The organism is Leptospira weilii, assembly GCF_006874765.1.
Lineage (GTDB): Bacteria > Spirochaetota > Leptospiria > Leptospirales > Leptospiraceae > Leptospira > Leptospira weilii.
The window spans coordinates 37501-59000 of sequence record NZ_CP040840.1 but is presented as its reverse complement, the minus strand read 5'-3'; the positions used below and the strand labels follow the sequence as shown (position 1 = coordinate 59000).

At 38.8% G+C, this 21500-nt stretch carries 17 protein-coding genes and 2 pseudogenes (1 of these 19 running past the window's edge); 11 read left to right on the top strand and 8 right to left on the bottom strand.

All coding sequences use genetic code 11. The features are described 5' to 3' along the window. Positions 1 to 133 precede the first annotated feature (133 nt). Positions 134 to 850: a serine O-acetyltransferase gene (gene cysE, locus FHG67_RS00265; protein WP_004495123.1), complete on the top strand. Its 717-nt coding sequence runs from the start codon at positions 134 to 136 to the stop codon at positions 848 to 850. Between the two features lie 619 nt (positions 851 to 1469). Here the strand turns inward: cysE and mpl36 are convergent. Then, positions 1470 to 2387, bottom strand: coding sequence for an RlpA family plasminogen-binding lipoprotein MPL36 (mpl36, locus tag FHG67_RS00260; protein WP_026054386.1), 918 nt, complete (start codon positions 2385 to 2387; stop codon positions 1470 to 1472). 105 nt (positions 2388 to 2492) lie between these two features. Between mpl36 and FHG67_RS00255 the strand changes: the two genes are divergently transcribed. After that, positions 2493 to 3401, top strand: coding sequence for a tetratricopeptide repeat protein (locus tag FHG67_RS00255; protein WP_002632767.1), 909 nt, complete (start codon positions 2493 to 2495; stop codon positions 3399 to 3401). Next, positions 3376 to 4565, top strand: a pseudogene (locus FHG67_RS00250) (tetratricopeptide repeat protein). Before FHG67_RS00255 ends, FHG67_RS00250 begins: the two are co-directional and overlap by 26 nt. A 225-nt stretch (positions 4566 to 4790) precedes the next feature. On the opposite strand, the gene folP reads toward FHG67_RS00250, so the two are convergent. Continuing rightward, on the bottom strand, positions 4791 to 5633 hold the full coding sequence (folP, locus tag FHG67_RS00245; RefSeq protein WP_004499771.1) for a dihydropteroate synthase: 843 nt from the start codon (positions 5631 to 5633) through the stop codon (positions 4791 to 4793). A 94-nt stretch (positions 5634 to 5727) separates the two neighbouring features. Between folP and FHG67_RS00240 the strand changes: the two genes are divergently transcribed. From FHG67_RS00240 to FHG67_RS00225, 4 genes are read left to right on the top strand one after another with little or no spacing between them, the layout of a single operon-like run. Further along, the gene (locus tag FHG67_RS00240; RefSeq protein WP_004499767.1) at positions 5728 to 7794 is read left to right on the top strand and encodes an OmpA family protein; all 2067 of its coding nucleotides are present in this window, start codon (positions 5728 to 5730) and stop codon (positions 7792 to 7794) included. A gap of 9 nt (positions 7795 to 7803) precedes the next feature. Further along, on the top strand, positions 7804 to 8952 hold the full coding sequence (locus FHG67_RS00235) for a DUF1577 domain-containing protein (RefSeq protein WP_002615935.1): 1149 nt from the start codon (positions 7804 to 7806) through the stop codon (positions 8950 to 8952). A 6-nt stretch (positions 8953 to 8958) separates the two neighbouring features. Further along, entirely contained in the window at positions 8959 to 10278 is a 1320-nt protein-coding gene (gene hisS, locus FHG67_RS00230) for a histidine--tRNA ligase (protein ID WP_004499752.1), read from the top strand. After that, a complete protein-coding gene (locus tag FHG67_RS00225) occupies positions 10275 to 10811 on the top strand; it encodes a phosphatase PAP2 family protein (RefSeq protein WP_002615767.1) in 537 nt (178 codons plus the stop codon). The genes hisS and FHG67_RS00225 overlap by 4 nt, the downstream gene beginning before the upstream one ends. Here the strand turns inward: FHG67_RS00225 and FHG67_RS00220 are convergent. The 5 genes and pseudogenes from FHG67_RS00220 to FHG67_RS22090 all read right to left on the bottom strand — a co-directional run. After that, on the bottom strand, positions 10770 to 11939 hold the full coding sequence (locus FHG67_RS00220) for a Re/Si-specific NAD(P)(+) transhydrogenase subunit alpha (protein ID WP_002615764.1): 1170 nt from the start codon (positions 11937 to 11939) through the stop codon (positions 10770 to 10772). The two genes, FHG67_RS00225 and FHG67_RS00220, sit on opposite strands and share 42 nt — an antisense overlap. Positions 11940 to 12017: 78 nt before the next feature. Beyond that, positions 12018 to 12956: a UDP-glucuronic acid decarboxylase family protein gene (locus tag FHG67_RS00215; RefSeq protein WP_002615921.1), complete on the bottom strand. Its 939-nt coding sequence runs from the start codon at positions 12954 to 12956 to the stop codon at positions 12018 to 12020. Further along, entirely contained in the window at positions 12953 to 13828 is an 876-nt protein-coding gene (locus tag FHG67_RS00210; RefSeq protein ID WP_004495085.1) for a M50 family metallopeptidase, read from the bottom strand. Before FHG67_RS00210 ends, FHG67_RS00215 begins: the two co-directional genes overlap by 4 nt. A 201-nt stretch (positions 13829 to 14029) precedes the next feature. Continuing rightward, the gene (locus FHG67_RS00205; RefSeq protein ID WP_004504194.1) at positions 14030 to 15727 is read right to left on the bottom strand and encodes a methyl-accepting chemotaxis protein; all 1698 of its coding nucleotides are present in this window, start codon (positions 15725 to 15727) and stop codon (positions 14030 to 14032) included. 767 nt (positions 15728 to 16494) lie between these two features. Beyond that, a pseudogene (locus tag FHG67_RS22090) lies at positions 16495 to 16787 on the bottom strand (transposase); the annotation flags it as partial. 388 nt (positions 16788 to 17175) lie between these two features. Between FHG67_RS22090 and FHG67_RS00195 the strand changes: the two are divergent. The 4 genes from FHG67_RS00195 to FHG67_RS00180 are packed head-to-tail and all read left to right on the top strand — an operon-like array spanning position 17176 to position 19841. Then, positions 17176 to 17655 (top strand): LIC_10042 family TonB-like protein, encoded by a 480-nt coding sequence (locus FHG67_RS00195; RefSeq protein WP_002615739.1) that lies wholly within the window; start codon positions 17176 to 17178, stop codon positions 17653 to 17655. After that, a complete protein-coding gene (locus FHG67_RS00190; protein WP_004495090.1) occupies positions 17639 to 18178 on the top strand; it encodes a UpxY family transcription antiterminator in 540 nt (179 codons plus the stop codon). The genes FHG67_RS00195 and FHG67_RS00190 overlap by 17 nt, the downstream gene beginning before the upstream one ends. Beyond that, on the top strand, positions 18162 to 19130 hold the full coding sequence (locus FHG67_RS00185; RefSeq protein WP_142499589.1) for a KpsF/GutQ family sugar-phosphate isomerase: 969 nt from the start codon (positions 18162 to 18164) through the stop codon (positions 19128 to 19130). Before FHG67_RS00190 ends, FHG67_RS00185 begins: the two co-directional genes overlap by 17 nt. A 3-nt stretch (positions 19131 to 19133) precedes the next feature. Next, complete coding sequence (locus FHG67_RS00180; protein ID WP_002615954.1) at positions 19134 to 19841, top strand: type I 3-dehydroquinate dehydratase; 708 nt, start codon at positions 19134 to 19136, stop codon at positions 19839 to 19841. Between the two features lie 731 nt (positions 19842 to 20572). On the opposite strand, the gene FHG67_RS00175 is transcribed toward FHG67_RS00180, so the two are convergent. Continuing rightward, positions 20573 to 21500 carry the 3' portion of a tetratricopeptide repeat protein gene (locus tag FHG67_RS00175; protein WP_142499588.1) on the bottom strand. Its footprint extends 575 nt past the window's final position, so only the last 928 of its 1503 coding nucleotides appear in the window; its start codon lies beyond the right edge, outside the window — the gene reads right to left on this strand; its stop codon occupies positions 20573 to 20575.

Here is a 21500-nt window from a genome sequence, read left to right as displayed (position 1 = left end):
AGTAATATATTTGTAGTTTTTGTCTCATCGAATACATTACGACAATCGATTGAGAACACTGAGTTCGAAAACGTATGTGAGTCGCTTTAAGAAAGACTTTTACAGTTTATTAGCAAAGACCGGAGATTGACACTTGTTTGAAAACATTAAATTTATAAGGAAGTATGATCCAGCCGCTAAGTCTTATTTGGAAATTGTACTTTGTTATCCGGGTCTACACGCGCTCTGGTTCCATAAACTGGCTCACTTTCTTTATCGGATGAAGCTTCCTTTAATTCCAAGGATAATCAATACTTTCTCCAGATTTATCACCGGAATAGATATCCATCCGGGGGCTCAAATCGCAAACGGAATTATGATCGATCACGGACATGGGGTCGTAATCGGCGAAACAGCGACGATCGCTAAAGGATGTTTGATTTATCAGGGTGTAACTCTTGGTGGAACTGGGAAAGAATCCGGAAAACGTCATCCGTCTTTGCTTGAGAACGTGGTAGTCGGCGCAGGTGCTAAAATCCTTGGAAATATCACGATTGGAAAAAACGTACGAGTAGGAGCAGGATCCGTCGTTATGCGAGACATCCCACACGATACAACCGTGGTTGGAATTCCCGCAAAAATAGTTCGCTCCAAAATGCCGATCGGAGAAAAAGGCGAACACATGCTGGATCATAACGAAATTCCGGATCCGGTTGCAAAGGTATTTTCGATTTTAATCGAAAAAATCGAAACTCTTCAAAAAGAAATTCATTCTATGGACAAGAGCAAAATTGATCACATACAATTGAAAAAGGAAAAAGATAATTTAGAGGAAATTTTGGACGAGTTTATTCACGGTAGCGGGATCTAAATTTAGGATCATTAAAACCCTAACGAAATTTTAAAGAGTCAAAATTCGAATTTCTTTAAAAAATATTTTTTATCGATTCGAACTTAAACTTCCATTTTAACCTTTTTTAAGAGAAATAATTTTGGTTGAGAAAATGTTCCTAAGAGCTACACCAAAAACCTTTCATTTACTTTTGAGAATTCTATAACTGAAATCCATTTTTGAGACGATTTTTAAAATTAACGTGAGTTCGGTATAACAAAATGCAAAAGCGATTATGTTGCGATCTGAAACGGCGCCTCTTACCGATTCTATAAAATAGAGTATCGTTAATTTGAACACAAATCCACGTTTAGACGCAGAATTTAGGCACTTTATTACGTAGAGACGAGTAGGATAAACTCTAAATCAAATTTCCGTATAAAATCGCTGTTTTGCGATCGCCATCAACGAAACATTAAAAATTATTTTAAAAATATCTTAGAAATTAGTATTTTAAGCAAAGAATAAAATCTATTTCAAAAATATTCAAAATGATTGGAACCGGCATTTTAAAAAAGATAAAGTATTTTTGAGATAAAACCCCCGTAATCATTCTACGAGGGTCTATCAATGAAGAAAAAGTTTTTTAACGAACCGATTACTTTTTTGGAATAAAACAATCGATTCCGTCGGTTTTTAATTTCGACTTCAGCGATTCGGCATCGGTTCTATTTGCAAAATCGCCCAATTGGATCACGAACAAACCGTCTCTCGTAAATAAAAAGGTTTTTTCACCGTATTCTTGTCCGAGGCTGGACTTATAAGCTTCCGCTTTGGTTTGATCGCGGAATACTCCTACTTGAACCGTATAACCCTTTGGAGAACCCTTCACGTATTTTCCATTGGAGAGTGATTTGTTTGGATAATCCGATTTTTGAGGATTTAACTTTTCAGGCTTTTCGTCTTCCAAAAGAGCGTTTTCCTCATCGTCCGCGTTTTCGAGATCTTCCGACTCTTCGCTAGCAGCTCCGCCGAGTTTTACCACTTTGATACCCACTTTCGCAATGCCGATATCTTTAAAATCCAAAGTATCCGCCGCTTTTTCGGAAAGGTCGATGATTCTATCTTTTACGAAAGGTCCTCTGTCGTTAACGCGAACCAAAACCTCTTTTTGATTTTCAAGATTTTGAACTCGTATGATGGAACCCAAAGGAAGAGTAGGATGCGCCGCGGTTAATTTTGTCTTATCGAACTTCTCCCCACTTGCGGTCGGCTTTCCGTGAAACTTAGCTCCGTACCAAGAAGACATTCCAATTTCGTCAAAATCCCCGGAAGAAGGATTCGTCTTTTCGGGAGGTTGAGCCTTTGCGTATTTCTCAACGTTCAATTCCTCCTCAAAAGACCTACGGCTGGGTTTTTGAGAAACGGAACTCGAACTAGCTCTATCCATCGGTGCAATTTCTTTTTCAAAAAATATCTCTGACGGATCTCCGGAAGCACTGACATTTCGTTTAGATTCAACCGAAGCGCAAGACGTAAAAATAATCAAGGTGGTTAAAATTGCTACTTGTTTCATGATTTCCTCGGTTTTAACAATTCCTTTTTTAAATCGGTGGAATCGGAAAAAATCATTACAACTTTTTAGGTCGCCCAAGTTCAAAATAATTCCGATAGTTGTTCCATGGCCGGGATAGACATCAGTAAAACATTCAATCGAGCTTTGGCTTTGGAAAAAGAAGGTAAATATTCGGAAGCCGCTCAACTCTATGAAAGTCTGATCCAATCCCAGCCAAAGTACCAAAAGTCCTATCTAAACCTGGGAGCGCTTTATTCCAAACAAGGCAATTCTAGAAAAGCGATCGAGATTTATCAGAAAGCCCTCGAAATCGGCAAAACTCCCGAACTTTACTATAACATCGGAGTAGAACTTTACAGAATCGGAGAGATTGAAACGGCGATTCGATCCTTGAAAAAATCCCTCGAAATTGAAAAGAGATTTCTGAAATCGCACATTCTACTCGCGTATTGCTATCGACAACTCGAGAAAGACGATAAAACGGAACTTTATTTCACGAATGCGATTCGACTTGATCCTAAAAACCAAATGGCCCTTACCGCTCTCGCGACTTTATATTTTGAAAAAGAACGTTGGAAAGAATGTCTTGAAACGGCCAACAAAGTAAATAAACTATATCCCGGCGATTCCAGGATGCAGGTGCTTCTTTCCGAAGTATATACTCGTCTTGGAAATTTTAAACAGTCTTTTGAGATTCTTAAACAAGCGACGACCCAATCAAAAGGGTTTACGCGTCTTTCGGATGCGATTGAAGAATCCAAGAAAAATCCGGAAGAAGCCGCATTCTTTGATTCGTTGGAAAAACTTACGAAAAACAAATTGGATGAATTCCGATCTAAATTCGAAATGAACAAAGAAAATCCGGAAGACTTCGCTCCTCCCAATCCTCAGGATGCACTTGATCTTTCACTCATGTATTTGTTCCATGGAGATAGAGAACAAGCTTTAAAGTATATGCTCTATGCTCAAAAGCAATTGGAAGAATCAAATGCACAGGAATCAAGCGATCCTTGACATTATCCGCAGGAAACGTTACGCGGAATTCAGAGAGCGAGATTACCAAAAGATAACAGAACGTTTATGTCGGCTATTCGCGAAACAAAAAAAATAATTTGTAATACGATCCATAAAGAACATAGCTCCCAATCTGAAATTCATCAGAACGATTCCAAAAGAAAAAATTTCAAATCGGACTGGAAAGTGTTTTTACTTATTCTAGGGCTCGCTTTTCTTTTAAATTCTTGTATTTATCCGATCCGGGAAGCCGAAGCGTTAGAAAACGATATTTCATTCTTATATTTAAATTCCGCAGAATTTTCCCAAACGGAATTGGAAAAAATTACATCGATTTGGAAAATAAGACAGCTTAAAGGAAAAGGCACAACTGCAGAGGATAAAAACAATTTAGGAATAATATTTGCGAAAAATTCCTTTCTGGACGATGCGGAATCCGCGTGGAGAGAATGTTTGAAGATTTCAGAGTTTCATCCGGTTTGTTTTTCAAATCTGATTCGAATGCATTATCTAATTGATGAGTATGAAATTGCCAAGAAAGAAATCGCTACCTATTTAAAGAATGCGAAAAAAGATCAAATCCAGCAGGTTCGAAAAATTCTTACGACTCAAAATCGAAGAGAAGAAACGGTTCTGCTACTGGATGTCCAATCTAAAATCCCGGGTATGGAAGTCGTTTCCTGGGATGAATTGAGCGCATATTTCCTCGAAAAGCAGGATTACGAAAAAGCGTATTTTTATTTGGAAAAAATTCTACAGATCGACCCATATCATAAGAACGCGCGCGCTTCCATGGTATTGTTAGCTCATGATTTGGAAAAATGGGATGATCTTTTGATGTTTGCAATGAATCTTCATTCTACGGATGATAAGATTCCCGATTTGAACTATTACATTGCAAAAGCATATTATGAAAAACGAAATTACTCCGAAGCCTTAGAATGGATCCGAAAATCGCCGGAATCGGAAAGAGAAACTCTTTCATTCGTAGAACTTTGGAAAAGAATTTTACTTTCCTTAAACCCAACCTCGGACTTACATCCGATCCTCCCTTATATCAAAAAAATGCAATCCAAAGGTTTGCAAATTCGGGAAGAAGACATTTTACCGACTCTCAGTTCTTCCGGAAGAAAAACAATGGAGGACATCAAGGTTGGTCGTTGATTTGTGGTTTATTTTTCAAATCTCTAAGAACCCGTATCAAAAACCTTAAAAGAAATCATTAGAGTTGTTGAAAAATTCCATGATTCAGATTAACAAAACCGCCTCAAACGTCCCTTTCAATGCAGCAGAATGGATAGAGAAATTAATTTTTCAATAATTTTATTTTATAGGGATCGGTGGGACAAACTCTTACTTTAGTTCTAATCTTTAAATCTCCAAACGATATCACGAACGAAGCAAATTCCAAATTCCTAAAGCCTGTTTCAAATTTTTCGGTTCATGAGTCCGAATATATTCCACATTTTGAATGGAAAGATAAAGCTCCGCAATCACGGTGGCAATTTCCCGCTCATTTACTTTCAATCCTCCGAGTGCGTTTCCCAAAAAGGACTTTTTCGTAACCGAAACCATCATTGGGGAAAATTCCTCCCTGAGAGTTTGGATCCTTCTCAAAACTTCAAAGCTCACTTGAAAATCGGGGCTTAAGAAAAAACCCATACCCGGATCGAAGATCAACTGTTCCTGAGTAATTCCCTCATTTAATAAAACCTTTTTTCTTTCTCGAAAGAATTTTACGATTTCGAAAATCACATTTTGTGGAGTCAGATGGGATTGCGCATCGGGACGATTCGCATGATTGTGAGAATACATCACGATAAACTTCCGATTTGTTCCCGCATATTTTGAAATTTCCCGAACGGATTCTCCATCCACAAATCCGCGAATATGATTGATAAATTCAACACCGGCATCCAAAGCATTTGCGATTACTTTAGGCTGAAACGAATCCACAGAAATGCGAACTCCCTTTGCGAGCAAGCCTGAGATAAGATCTTTCATCCTCATCCATTCGATTTCGAAGCCGACTAGATTTGCCCGAATGTTGGAAGACTGAGCTCCAATATCGATCACATCTGCGCCTTGAACCAAAAGGGAATCGGCTTTTTCCCAAAAAGCTTTCGGAGTGAGATATTTTCCCCCGTCTGAAAACGAATCTTCGGTAATGTTCAACACTCCGAAGATAGTAGGAGAATACATCGCAGAATTCAAATCGTACTTACTTTCCATCTTTAAAAACTCGGATACAAAACCGATACTCTAAAAGAGATTCTGGAATTAAACTAAAAACGGCAACTCTTCTACTTTCTTTTCGGAGCGGTTCATGCGTCCTTTTTTTAAATCGATTTTTCTTTTTACTTTTTGCATCTTTTCACCCGTTTTTTCCCAACCTCTGCCGGATCTTCCGGAAAAACAATTCGGACAACCTCTCAATACACAGAACGACGAATACAATCCGATCATTAGTCCCGACGGAAGATTTATAGTATTCCAATCCAACCGCCCAGGCGGAGAAGGCGGCATGGATCTTTGGATTTCCGAGAATGTTCGCTTTTTAGATAAGGAGATCCCGGCGGAATGGACTAAACCCGTAAATATGAATCAAAACATTCGGGAAGAATTAAAGCGCCCCCCCGTTCCAGGAGTTCGTAAACCGAATCTTTTCAATTCGAACGCATTCGAAGGCGGTGTTTCCATTTTATTTGATTCAAACAACGCTCCTTCGGAAATTTATTTCACTTCGACGCCGAATCCCGCAATTGGACGCTCCGGTTTCGAAGGCCTGAATATTTATAGAACGATTAAGGATAAAAAAACCGGAAGATGGACCGACCCCGAACATCTCAACGAAATTAATTCAAACTTCAACGAGAAGATGCCCGCTATTTCTCCCGATGGAAATTTTTTGATCTTTTCTTCGGATCGTCCGGGAGGTTACGGTGATTTCGACCTTTGGATTTCGGTTCGAAATCCGAAAAACGGAAGTTGGTCTCAGCCGAAAAATTTAGGTTCTCCTCCCAACTCTTCGGAAAGTGAAATTCTTCCTTTTATCCATCAAGATGGAGAGCAACTTTATTTCAGCTCTAATCGAGAAGACGAAAAAAAGAAATTTAGAATCTTTAGAATATTCTTAAGATATAAATCCGCGTTAGACGACATGCTGGAAGACGAAGAGGAAACGGAAACGGAAGAAATCCCTAAATCCAAACAAATCGAAAATCCAATTCCAAAAGTAGATCAATCATCTTTATTGCTTCTTCCGAAACCGTTTAACACAGATAAATGGGAAGCTTACGATAATGAGGGAATCAGTTTTGACAAGGACGGAATTTGGGCCTATATTTCTTCCAACCGAGCGGGCGGGGAAGGACAATTCGATATCTACCGTTTTCAAGTTCCGGAATCTCTTCGCAACTCCTACATTTTGAACTTCAAAGGATTAGTTTTGGACGGTTCTGAAAAAACAATGATCGGATTAGATTCCACTTTAAAAATCTACGACGAAAATAAACCGGCAAGCGTAATCACCTCGAAAAGAATCGGTGGCGATCTGACCAAAGGAAAACCTTCGAATTTTGCCACAACTCTTCAAACCGGAAGAGTTTACAAAGTGGAAATCAGTTCTCCCGGCTTTCATCCTCAGGAAGATATTCTAGACCTTCGAGGAAACATAGGCAAAAATCGAAAGATCTATAGGACATACGTCCTTCTACCGATTCAAACCGGAGAAGGTAAAACGGAAGAAACGAAAGTCGAACCTGTAGACAATCAGAAACATAGTTCGGCCGCTATGAAAGTAATCGTAGCGGACGCGTCCACAAAACAAATCATTCCGGACGCGAAGGTTACTCTTTTTACACCGATAAACCGTAAGGGAGAATCTCTCGTTCAGGAAACAGACAAAAAATCATTTTCGATAAACCGACTACCCGAAAGTGATTTTGAATTATTTGCTACAGCCCCGAAATATATTTCCGAAAGTATCAACATTATTCAAAAAGATATTTCTAAAAACGGAACTGTGACTATTTATCTCAGAGCGGAAAAAGACGTAAACCCAATCTATAATCTACGAGTTTACTTCGAATTTAATAAAACAAAAATCACGAACGAGAATAAAAAGTTATTAGATTCACTTGTAGACTATCTTTCGAAAAATGCGTCCGATAAAATTGAAATCGGAGGACATACCGATAATGTAGCCTCCAAAGAATACAATACTAGACTGAGTGCCAAAAGAGCCCGTAATGTTTACGAATATTTTCTTTCAAAAGGGATCTCGGAAAAACGGATGAAAATAAGGGCTTACTGGTATTCACAACCGGACGCAGACAATGAAACAGAAATCGGAAGAGCAAAAAATAGAAGAGTTGGTTTTCGAAAACTCTAAGGAGTTTTCATGAGCACACAATTTCAAACGCATCTGCAAGCTCAAAGGTCTTGGGAAACGATTCAAGATTTGAGCAAGATCAAATACATCCTCAAAGAATATATTCACTTCCAAGGATTACTGGTCAAAGAATCCCCTTTTCATCAAGAATTAAACCCGATAGAAATTCGCGAAGATGGCACCTTTGTTTTCCCCATCGATTCGACTTTAACCAATGTAAACGACGAACTCGTGTTGTATAGAACCCTTTCCAAACATATCGAGATCAGTTTTGACGTGATCGAAAAAACCGATACTCAAATCATATGTAAACCGATCTTCGCAAAAATCGCAAAAACAAAAAGAGTATCCCCTCGCATCGAAGGACTGACCGGAAAAGTCATAGCTCATAAATTTCTAATCCCCAGAAAAGAATTAGATATCACTAAAGTATTGGGAACGTCAGGTCAGATCATACTCAACGATTTAAATCGTAAGGTAAAACAGATTTATCCATTTTCCAAACTAGTTTTCAATTCCTCCAAAGAACTTACACCTGAAGAAGAATTGGTAAAGAAATACAAAAAACCAATTTACATTCGAGATACATCCACTTTGGACTCAGTGTCGGAAGGAGAATTTGCAAACTTAAACTTGCTCCCGATCAAAGAAACCCTTCAAGAAGAATTGATTTTGGAAGACAGACTTCGTTTTTTCAAAAGCAGCAAGACTCGCTCTCTTCTTATATACCCGATTCTATTCAGGAGCGCGGGGGAAACTCAAATATTCGCTATGGGAGTGATCGAATCGAGCGAGGGTCCGATTTCGGACAAAGTCATTCCCCTTTACAAAGAAATGGAGGAAATCTTCAATTCCAGAATGGGGGATTCCAATACGAAATCCTTGGACAAAAGGCAAAACATTCTGAATATATCGGAAGGAGGGGTTCTTCTCGAGGTAACAGACTCGGAACTGATCGAATCCTTTTTACACAAACCTGTTTTTACGGCGGATATTACATTTAAGATGCAAGCCCCTCTGCGATTCGCATTTCATATCCGACATATTTCCCAAGCCGGAGAAATCTATCATGTAGGAGCAGAAATAGTTGGCTCCAACGATGCTAAAGCAAATATGACTCTATTGAAGAAAAATATGAACTTCATTAAGACTCAGTAATTTGCTTTGGAAAATCAAAAAAACTTTTTAACCACCGCCCCTTACAAAGGCACTAGAGATTTTTATCCGGAGGAAATGCGACTCCGAAACTGGATGTTTTCCGTTATGCGGGAAACCGTACTTTCCTTCGGCTATCAAGAATACGACGGACCCATCCTAGAATCTTTCGATCTCTACAAGGCCAAAAGCGGAGAGGAAATCGTCGAACGGCAATTATACGACTTTATCGACAAAGGAGAACGAAGAGTCGCAATCCGTCCGGAGATGACTCCCACGCTTGCAAGAATGGTAGCCGGAAATCTTCGTAATCTCCCAAAACCTGTACGTTGGTTTTCCATTCCGAATTTGTGGAGATACGAACAACCGGGCAAAGGAAGACTACGAGAACACTGGCAATTGAATGTGGATCTTTTCGGAGTAGATACACACCGCGCCGAACTTGAAATTCTTTTGATCGCGGATTCGATTCTAAAAAAATTCGGAGCGCCTATAGGAAGTTATCAGATTAAGGTTTCTCATAGAAAGCTTTTAGACAGTTTTTTAAAAAATTCCCTTAAACTTAACGACTATCAAGTCCACGGAGTTTCCAAACTTTTAGATAAAAAATCCAAAATTTCTTCGGAAGCTTTCGAAGCCGAAATAAGACCGTTGTTGAATAACTTTAACGAACAATTTTCTCTTATCGAAACCTATCTTGCTTCCAATTTAGAAACCGTCTCTACAATCCCCGGAATCGACCCGGATTCCATTTATTTCATTCGAAATTTATTTCAAGAGCTAGGCGAACTTGGAATCGATAAACAACTTGTATTCGATCCTTCTATCATTCGGGGATTCGATTATTACACCGGTTGTATCTTCGAAGTATTCGATACCGATCCGGAAAACAGAAGATCATTGTACGGCGGAGGAAGATACGATAACCTCATCGGATTGTTCTCCAAAGAACAATTATCCGGAATCGGTTTCGGGTTAGGCGACGTAACTCTAAAAAACTTCTTAGAAGGCCATAATCTCATTCCGGATTTAAATAGAGAAAAAACCCTCTTCCTTCCAATCATGGACGAATCTATTTTTGTGGACACGTTCAAACTTTCGAAAGAACTCCGTGAAAATGGGATCCTCACCGAAACGATGCTAGACTCTGCAAAAGTCGGAAAACAAATTCAGATCGCGGAAAAAAAAGGTTATCGCTACGTATTGTTTCTTGGAGAATCGGAAATTCGCACGGAAACAGTTCAAATCAAAGACCTAGTTTCGGGAGAACAAAAAAGTCTTCCAAGAAAAGGACTTTCGAACATTCTCAAAAAAGACTTTCAACTTTGATAGATATCGTAGATCAAATCGATTTTTCACTCTCTACTTGGATTCGGACAAAACTCCATAATCCTAAGATGAGCCATGTTCTTTCCAAAATCAATCGAGGAGAAATATTTCTACTTATCCTTCTTCCCTTTCTTTATTTAAAAAACGATCTCCAGATCGTTTGGTACTGGGTTTTGATTTTTACGGGTTTGGTGACTTATGCAAACGATCGTTTTGTTCTTTTTTTAAAAAAACTCATCGCAAGAAAAAGACCTTTGATCACCGTCGCCGGAAAGGTGGATTCAAACCCAGACATGAAACATTCGTTTCCTTCCGCTCACGCGGCGAATTCCATGACCGCGGTTTTGATTCTTGTACTTTTATTTAAATTTTCTCCGGCTTTGATCTTGATTAGTTTTTTAGCCGGAGTGGGAAGGCTGCTTTCTCTTCATCACTTCGTAAGCGATGTGATCGGCGGTTGGATGATCGGAACAGTTTTCGGTTTTTTCGGTTTATTTCTTGGCAACGCTCTTCTTAGGTTTTGCTGCTCCTGACTTCGGCCCTAAAGCATCTAACGTAAGTTTATGACGAATTTCCCCTTTATGAACAATCGTTGTGGAAGAAAGAATTTCGTCATTCAGATCGTGATTGATCTTTTTATCTTTAATCAATAGTTTAAGAAAATTTAAAACGTTTTTACTGAACATTTTTGAAGCGTCCGCAGGAATCGAGCCCGCAAGATTTCTGTGGCCGATTACCGTCACCCCTCTCGAAGTGGTTACATTTTGTCCATGTTTCGTATATTCGCAGTTTCCTCCCATGGAAGACGCAAGATCCACAATTACCGAACCGGATTTCATATTATCCACAATTTTCTTCGTAATCAACAAAGGGGCTTTTTTCCCCGGAATCAATGCCGTCGTTATGATTACGTCCGCTTTCTGAGCGTATTTATCGATGGCTTCTTGCTGGCGTTTTTTGTATTCTTCAGTTTGTTCCACCGCGTAACCACCGGCCGCAGCGGAATGCGAAGCACCTTCCACTTCCACGAACTTTGCACCAAGAGAATGAACCTGCTCTTTTACTTCCGGTCTCGTATCGAACACATCCACTACCGCACCCAATCTTCTGCTGGAAGCGATCGCTTGTAGACCCGCGACTCCAGCTCCAATGATCAATACAGAAGCGGGTGTGATCGTTCCGGCCGCAGTCGTAAGCATTGGAAAAAATCTAGCTAAATGAGAAGCCGCAAGTAGTACCGCTTTGTAGCCAGCAACGGTCGCTTGGGAAGAAAGAACATCCATCGACTGAGCCCTTGTAATTCTTGCGATCGCATCCAAACTTAAAACTTCCACTTTTTTAGCGGCGAGTTTTTGGATGGTCGACGCATTTATCGCGGGCTGAAACATCCCGAGATAAATCGTTCCCGGTTTCATCTTCGCTAATGTCCCGGGATCCGCGAGGTGAATACTCACTATAATATTGGATTTGCCAATAATATCTTGACGAGATGCGAGATTTGCTCCGGCTTTTTTATAGTCTTCATCGTGATAATAAGATTGTTCCCCAGCGCCTTTTTCAACAAAGACAACCGCTCCGATTTTTTTCAACGTATCTACGATGTCGGGTGTTACAGATACTCTCGTTTCTTCTTTAGCTTCTTTTAGAATTCCAATATTCATAATTCATTTCCGGTGATCGATCAATAGCGTGTTCCGGACTCGCTTGGTAAAGTACGTCCAGAATTTCTTTGTATAAATTTAATCCAAGTTATTTTTGAAGTACTCGATGGTTTTCCGAATTCCTTCCACAAGAGGAACCTTCGGCTCGAACCCCAGTCGTTGTTTTGCGAGAGTTAAATCGGGCTTTCTACGCGCCGGGTCGTCTTGAGGCAATGGCTTGTGAACGATTTTGGATGCAGAGCCCGTTTCTTTCAAAACCAATTCGGCTAATTCACGAACGGTAAACTCCCCATCGTTTCCGAGATTCACCGGACCGTTAAAACCTTCGGTGTTCATCATACGAATGATCCCATCAACCAAATCATCCACATAACAGAAAGAACGGGTTTGCTCACCTTCTCCGTACAATGTTATGTCTTCTTTTTTGAGTGCTTGCACGATAAAATTGCTAACCACCCTTCCATCGTCCGGAAGCATTCTAGGTCCGTATGTATTGAAAATTCGAATCACACGAATATCCACTTTATGATTTCTCTGATAATCAAAGCAAAGAGTTTCCGCGACTCGTTTTCCTTCGTCGTAGCAACTTCTGATTCCGATCGGATTTACATTTCCCCAATACGTTTCTTTTTGCGGATGCTCCAACGGGTTTCCATAAACTTCGCTAGTAGACGCTTGAAGAATTCTGGCCTTCACTCTTTTTGCAAGACCGAGCATATTCATCATGCCTAAGACGTTCGTTTTGATCGTTTTAATCGCGTTGGATTGATAGTGAACCGGACTTGCAGGACAAGCCATATTGTATATCTGATCAACTTCGAGCTTGATCGGATCCGTTATATCATGTCTGATAAATTCGAACTTGGGATCGTTCAAAAGTTTTTGAATGTTCTTCTTTCTTCCGGTATGCAAATTATCCAAACAGATGATTTCGTTGCCTTCTTTCAAAAGTCTTTCGCACAAATGAGATCCGATAAATCCAGCGCCGCCAGTGATTAGTATTCTTCGTTGACTCATAATTCTTCTTTTTCCAAAAACTCCGTCGGCAAGGGTTTTCCGTTTAAATCAAGTCCCTTGCTAAAAAACCATTCCATAACTTCGGGAGTTACCTCCCCCGGAAACGGTATTTCTGTATTTCCGTTTTCTTGGAAAGAATGTTCCGCTTGCGGAACTACTTCCTGCTCTTGAAGACTCGATTGGAAAACTTTTTTAATAGATACAAATATGATGGATAAGCTAAAAAAGGACCAAAGGAGAGCAATCAAATATCCCAAGACGATCACGGATTTCGGAACTCCTTGCGTAGGGTTTGCTCCCGTAATCCACGCCGCCATAATCCCCGCATCCGTATACGCGATGTTTCCTGTAAAATCCAAAAGATCGTACAAACTATAAAGAGAAATGCTCGTTCCTATAAAGACAAGAACGAATCGATTGATTTTAAGATTGAAAAATCCGAGTATCACAAATCCTAAACCCCAAAGAATTCCGGTATATTGAGCGAGATTTCCGGGTTTGGAATAAGAAATTGTCATAAGCAAAAGAATCGTTCCGAAGGAAATCAAGGTCGGGCGTATCATTTTTCCGGAAAAACCCCGGTTTAATAAAAAACCTCCCATCAAACAAGATCCCAAATATCCGGCAGATACTACGAAAATAAAAGAGCTGGTTCCGGAACTTGGTATCGCGATGGTTTCTCCTGATTCATTTCCGTGAAGTTCGATCGTATGAACCGAACCTCCGGTCAACAAAGCGGCAACCGCATGACCGATTTCATGGATGAAAACGACAAAGTCTTTTAGATAACCGACAAGACGATGATCCCAAAAGGAAAAAAGCGTGAGCACTATGGAAATAAAAATCGTCAGCCTGAGAAACCGATTCCCCATTGATCTATTTATCGGTAGATTTTTTTATTTCCGAGAAAAATTAAAAGCCCTTCCCGGAGCCTCAAAATGTAGGAATCCGCTACAATTTTAAACGACGAGAAAGCCGCCGATACAATGTTAATCCGTGGAAACTACTGCATTTTTTAGAAACTTGCTAAACGTTTAGAGGTAGAGATATTTTTCGAGGTTTTAAGATCAACTTTAAGACGTTTTAAAATGTTTTAGAATTTCATACAACTTTGTCGCCTCGAGAATCGATTCGTCCACAAATTGTTTTATCTCTTTCGAAGTTCTAGCAATGGATTCGGAATTTTCCGCAATATTCTGCATCGACAAAGAAATTTCCTCGGAAGCGGTTTTTTGAAACCCGGAAGATTCGCTCACAGTTTCACCGAGTCGATTGACTTGATCTGTACTTTTTCTGATCTCAGCTAATTTCTCCACTTGAGCAAACAGAGAGGCTGTTACGATCGTTGCGGAAGAATTCACTTCGCTAATATAATCCGTAAGCTGATTGACAATAGTTAGAGATCTTTGAAACTTTTCCGCCCCAAGATCGACCGCTTTCGTAGTATTGTCAATTAAAACGATAATATCTTTAATCGATTTTCGAGTCTGATCCGCTAATTTTGATATCTCTTCCGCCACCACGCTAAAACCTTTTCCCGCCTCACCCGCTCTTGCGGATTCGATGGATGCGTTCAATGATAACAAATTCGTTTTTTCCGAAATCCAAGTGATAATTCCGACGATCTTTGAAATTCCGTTGGAATATTCCTTAATTTCATTCATTGCGAGAATCGCCCTTTCGAATGTTTCCTCACTTTGAGAAGCCTTTTGTTTTATGGAAGTAGTTTGAGAAGCAAGACCATTCATTGATTTAGATACGTTTTGAATCGATTCGTTTACTTTTCCGATCCCATCGTTGATTGCCGCCAAACTAGACGATTGCAAATGAATCGATTTTACGATTCCATCCAAAGTTGAAGACAACTCCTGCGACGCAGATGCTGTCTCTTCTACGGAAGCAGCCTGGTCGTGAGTTTTTAGTTGAAATTGTTCGGTCGATTGGGAAAGATATCGATAAAGTTTCTGATTCTTTTCGAAATTCTCTTTGATCTGAACTAACAATCCCCAAATGCTGATTACAAGTATACGAAGGCCGGAATGAATTTCAAATATTTCGGAACTTCCTTTTCTTTCGGGAATTTCTATGAGAAAATTTCCGGATACGATCTCTTTTTGAATTGAAATGACTTCGAGAATCCCTTTTCGATAATTCAGAATCGTCTTTACCAAAAGAAGCATTCCGATCGCCCCACAGATAATACCGAGGGTGGGTAAAAAAAACAAACCGTTTTGGATCCACTCGAAATTTGCGAACAACAAAGGAACAAAAACGAATAAGACATATAAAATGATTCTTCCGGAAAGTCCTAATTTTTTGAATAACGTTCGAATACCTGTTCTTAGTTTCCAGAAGAACGACTTCGTATTTCGTAGTTCATCGAAAAGAATTTCCGCCCTTTCGATTTGTTTCCGAGTCGCTTTTTTCCGGACAGACATATAACCGGATACTATACCCTCGCTCATCACCGGAGTAATAGTGGCATCCACCCAATAATAATCTCCCGACTTCGCTCGGTTTTTTATAACCCCACTCCAAGGATTCCCTTCTTTGATTGTTTCCCACATTTCTCGAAATACTTCAGAAGGAACGGCCGGATGGCGAATAAGATTGTGAGATTCACCTACCATTTCTCTCTCGGAAAAACCGCTAATATGTGCAAAGTCTTGGCTTACATACGAAATTATCCCTTTAGCATCCGTACGTGAAATTAGAACCGCGTTGGTAGGTACCTCTATCTCTTGACTTGTAACCGGAAGATTTTTTCTCATTCAAAATCCTTATTCGTTACATAAAAAATAAATACCAAGTAGTTAAAAGAAAAATTTCAAATAACTATGAAAAAGAAATGAACATAGAAAGTTAACCAGAACAAATAAAAGTCACATGAAATAATTAATAAAATTGAATATACTAGAGATTCGTCTTCACTTCTTATATTTAAGTAGTCTAAATATATAATCTATCAAAACCAGATACGTATTTATGGTCCTCAAGGAGTGTGGATTTCTTACGACATGCGTTGTTTTATTGATTTGAATCATAATTGTTTTCAATTTTACTGATCACTATAAAATAGAATACCGTCTGATGGTCCTTTGAAGTTCTCCCTATGATTTCATACCTCAGTTTTTTAACTTCTTTAACAGAGTTGCTGAAAAATTCCACGATTCAGAGTAACAAAACCGCTTCAAACTCCCATTTCAATGAAGCAGAAACGGATAGAGAATTAATTTTTCAATAATTCTAACTGAGGAGTTTTTCCTCTTTACTCATTTCTACAGAATAAAGTGTCCAAAATTCTGCGTCTAAACGCGGGACTTACTACTCGAACGCACAAATAGAATACTATAACAAACTTATTTTGAAAATTAGAATATTGGAATCTTCCTTTAAAAAGTCGAGATTTCCCGACTTGACTTAATTTTTAAGAACCGCTGTACCTTTGCAAAATCGACCGCTTATTTTCGAGTATTATTTTCAAGCGGCCGAGTAGTATATTCAAATTAACTGTACTCTATTTCATAGGGATCAGTAGCTGTAAATTACGAAATTTCTTGTGCAACTTTAAAGATGCTTTTTTTGCTAAAGCAACGACTAACGCATATTGTCCAAATCTTATTGCGGCTACGATCTTACTTTCTGTTTCAGGAAAACGATGCGCCAAACGGTTTTCGTTAAAATTCTTCTAAGCCTAGGGCTTCCTATTTTTGTCACTCCTATCTGTTTTCTTTCGGAAGCATATTCTCCAGGAACAAGTCCAAGAAAACTCATGAAAGAAACCACTATTCTAAATCTCTTGAAATCATAGACTTCGCAGAGTAAAAACATGTTTGAGTTTACGGATGAATTTTTTGATCTGAGCCTCATTATGTTTTATTCGTTGTTCTTTCAACATATCCTTAGTATTGTTCGTTAAATACGAGTACTGATCGTTTCTTTGTGATGCCGAGCGTGCTAAGAAGTGAGGCTGTCTGAGATAGCGGAGCGTTATCGAAGGCTCCCGACTTTGTCGAGATGAGCTGCGTTTTTTCCACTTTCGTTCCTTCTCTCGGTTTTTCTTATTTTGTGGTAAATATTTGCGGTTTTCAAGCCCAGAAGGGACCATCTTGTCTAAAATAAATTCATAATTCGTCTGCGATGTTTGATAAAATGTCTAAATCCAAATAAAACTTTTCATAGATATTTACAATATTGATCTATATCAAAGGATAGGTTTGTGAGCACTCGGCTTTCTTTTTTTATCTCCGGTTCGTTTCATATTTTATTATTTCTTTTTTTTTCTACGACTTTCTTTAAATTTCCACAAATTGAGAATTTAAAAATCCATCTCAAAAAGGGAGTAAGTCAAAGCGTAACTCTGAACTTTTTACAAGAAGGTGTGGGGGAAAATTCCAAATCTTTTATGTCTGAAAATTCGAATAACGTGGGAACCTTACAAAAAGAAATTGAAAAATTTAAGAATGAAATTCACTTTCCGCAAGGAGCTCTCGATCAAAGACTGGAATCGGATTGTTCTTGGGAAGTAAGAATAAAATCTGACGGAAGGGGCGAAATTTTTAGAACTCTTCAGCCTTGTAAATATTCGATCTTCGAAGTCGAATTCAATAGGGCCCTGAGAACTTGGAAATTCGATCTTAAAGAGGGAACAAACCTGCTCATTCCGGTTTCCTTTAAAGTATATGATAGAGAATTCTGAAGTCAACGAATGGTATGCTCTTTATACCAATCCCAGAGCCGAAAAAAAATTAAAACGATTACTTCAAGAAAGAAAAATCGAATGCTTTCTTCCTTTAATTTCTAAAAAGAAAAAATGGTCCGACCGCTGGAAAGTCGTCGAAGAACCGATGTATCCTTCTTATATTTTTGTAAAAATCTTATTTTTTCAAGACAGAGTCAAAATTTTACAATTACCCGGAGCGCACCATTTCGTATTCTATGGCGGAAAACCCTATGTAATTCCGGACGAAGATCTTAACTTAGTTCGGATTTTTTTGGAAACGTATCCGGACAGAATTCAAGTTGAGATCCAGGAAAGACTTCTTCCGGGTAAAAAGATTCTCATTCAAGAAGGGCCTTTTGCAGGATTTAAAGCCGAAATTATCCAAAGAAAAAACGAGGAGCAAATCATCGTCAAATTTCCTGGAATGAATTTGATGACTTCGGTAACTTTGGATGTAAAAACGTTAAAATTGGAGGAAACTCTTGGATCCAATTTTTGAAAAGATAGAAAAAGCAATTGATACGGAAATAGAATCCATTCTTCATTTTAGAAAAAATCTAGATCCCTCGATTAAACAAGCGATCGAACTGATCCTCCAATCCAAAGGAAAACTAATCGTGACCGGTGTCGGTAAATCCGGGGACGTCGGGAAAAAAATTTCTTCTACGTTGTCTTCCACGGGAACACCTTCCATTTTTTTACATCCCGCCGACGCGGCTCATGGAGACGCGGGTATCATTTCTAGCGAAGACGTAATCATCGCAATCGGTAAGTCGGGTGAAAGCGAAGAGTTGTTAAATCTAATCCCTACGATCAAAAACATCGGCGCAAAACTAATTTCGATGACGGCTAATGTCGAATCCAAGCTTGCAAAAGAATCCGACATTGTTTTAATAACTCCCGTTTTAAAAGAAGCTTGTCCTCTCGAATTAGCCCCTACTTCCAGCACTACGATCGCTTTGATTCTGGGAGATGCGATTGCCATGTGTTTGATGGAGTTGAAAAATTTCAAAAAAGAAAATTTTGCGCTTTATCATCCAGCTGGACGCCTCGGTAAACGTTTAAGTTTAAAAATAGATGACGTTATGCGAAATGGAAAAGACCTGGCAAAAGTATTACCGGACGCCAAATTAGAAGATATACTTACCGAAATTACCGTAAAGAGACAAGGCGCTACGGGAGTTACGGATTTATCGGGAAAACTTCTGGGAATCATTACAGATTTTGACATTCGCAAAAAATTGAAAGACGGTAAACTGGATTCTTCCATTTCAGCGGAGCAATTGATGAATCCGAACCCCACTATGTTTCAATCCGGATCGAACGCTTATGAAGTTTTGAGACAAATGGAATCCAGGCCGAATCCGATTTCGGTCGCACCGATTGTAGATGATTCTAGAAAATTGATCGGAATCGTTTCCATCCACGATCTCTTGCAAAAAGGTCTTTAATTCATGAACGTTCGAGAGTTTAAAATCGTTCTTACGATAAACGAAGACGAATTTTTTTCTCTCGAAAAACATCCCGCTTGCGATTGGATCGAAATTCGTCTCGACCTATTTTCTCCGAAAAACATCGGACAAAAACTCGCGGATAAAATCGAAACATTGAACGCGCAATGTATTTTCACTTACAGACAAGCAGGTGATACCGATCAAATTACGTCGTATAAAAAAGAAGAATTCGATTTTTATCAAGTAGTTTCTAGAATCAATCCTAAGAATCATTATCTTGACTTGGAATTAAATCGTTCCAACGATCTTTTTAAAATACACGCGGACGGCGGTTTCGGTTTGGTTCGATCCGTTCATAAGTTCGACGGAATTTTGTCGGAACAAGAAATCAGGGATTGGGTTCGTAAGGATCCTTATTTAGAAAGAAAAAAGCACGACTCAATCCTTCCTTTAGTTTATAAATTCGCCGTATTTCCGAATTCTATTCACGAACTGACAGAGTTTCTTTTTTCTTTTAGGAAGATCGCAAACGAATTCAAAAAATCAAATATACTTTTCATAGGAATCTGTATGGGACCTTTAGGAATAATTTCAAGAGTGTTCCCCGATTCTTTCGGCTCCATTTTCACTTATTGTTGCTTGAACGAACCGAAAGCGCCCGGTCAAGTGGACTTGAACTCTTTAATCCGACTGAGAAATTTATTTTAACACTTCCTTATTCGCAATCACAATAATTGGAAAGATATCTATAATACTTTTCGTAACAAGACCGTTTAATTGTCGTCAATTTAAGGAAATGATAAAATACCTTATTCTATTTTATAGGGATCGGTAGGAGGCCATAACCAACCCCACAAGTGCTTGAATCCGAAGATAAATAAATTACGACAAATCCTCCGTGAAACGATCGGCCCCACAACGCAACCTAAACACCGACCCATAGGAAGGTGTTTACTGAGTTTAGAAAGTAATACTTTAGTTTTTTATTCGTCCAAACTTTTTTACGCCGAACTCACGTTAAAATATAAGCCGAAAACTTTTTATTCGTATTGATAAGATCTTATCCACAAATAGCGGAATTCCCTTAAGAATGCAGAAACTCCTATGGCAATTGAACAAAAAAGACTGCTCTAAAATTCATAAATTATCTGAGAGAACACAATCTGTGTGAATTTATCGCGCTTCAATGAAAATTTAACAAAAGGTGGGGGTTCATTGGATGATTACCAAGGATTTAGAATAAATGCTTGCATCTAACTCATTCTTTCAAACCCGAAAGAGCGCCATCCATTTTGCATAAAACACTTTCTGATAGGAAAATCGAACCACAAAGTTGTTTCCCACAAATGCAAACTCGTTTGTTTCTGTTTATAACGAAAGTTATTTAGAAAGATCTTATATAATTTTAGGACGATTTTTAAGAAGTCCTACAATAAGATTTAAGTCTTATCCAAAGCCTGAGAATTCTGATTCGTTTCTTGATTCGATCCCTTAGTCTCTAAAAAAGATTTAAAAGAAGATTTCTCCTTGAACCGCTCGAATTCTTTTTCTTCCGCCGCGGCCGACCAAATCTCCGGTTTCATATTTGCGGCTTTACGTATATATTCCATAGTCTTTTCAAGGTCGTCCTTATTCGCATAACATTTTGCCAATAAGTAATACGCACCTGAGGAACCATTTACTTTTACTAAAAGCAAAATCGCCTGATCTACCTTTCCGGTATAATAATAAGCTTTACCCAGATAAAAACGATATTCTCTTTCCTCTTCCTCAGAAACTTGAACAGAATGAAAATAACGAAGGGCTTTTGTGTATTCTCCATGATTCGTATAGTAACGGGCTAATTTTAAAATTCCGTCATTGTAAACATCGGACAAATTCTTGAACTCGGGATTTTCTTTTTCCAGTTTGGAGGCGATTTCCTTTAATATGGTATATCCTTCATTTTCTTCCTTATTTTGAATTTTGCAGAGGGCCAAGTACATTCGAATCTCATGCGTCCTTTCGCCGAATTCAAGCGCCTTCTCTGCAGTTTTAATCGAATTTTCACAATCTCTAATCTCGTATTTAAGTTTCGTCAACCCGATTAAAGGTTGGATCGTAGCGTTTACAGCGTAAGATTTCCTATAGTATTTCACCGCCTCTTCGTAACGCTTCATTTTATGATATGCAACCGCTTGGTTTAAATTAGTATAATATAACATCTTAGGATTGTTCATTCCGATCTTACTCTCGAGTTTATCCAAAACCCCAAGAGCTTCCGAATATTTTTCAAGACGAATGAGAATAATACCGTATTTGTAAAGATAATCATCCTTTTCGGGAAAGTCCCTCACAAGTTCTCCCAAAAGATTTTCTGCCTGTTGA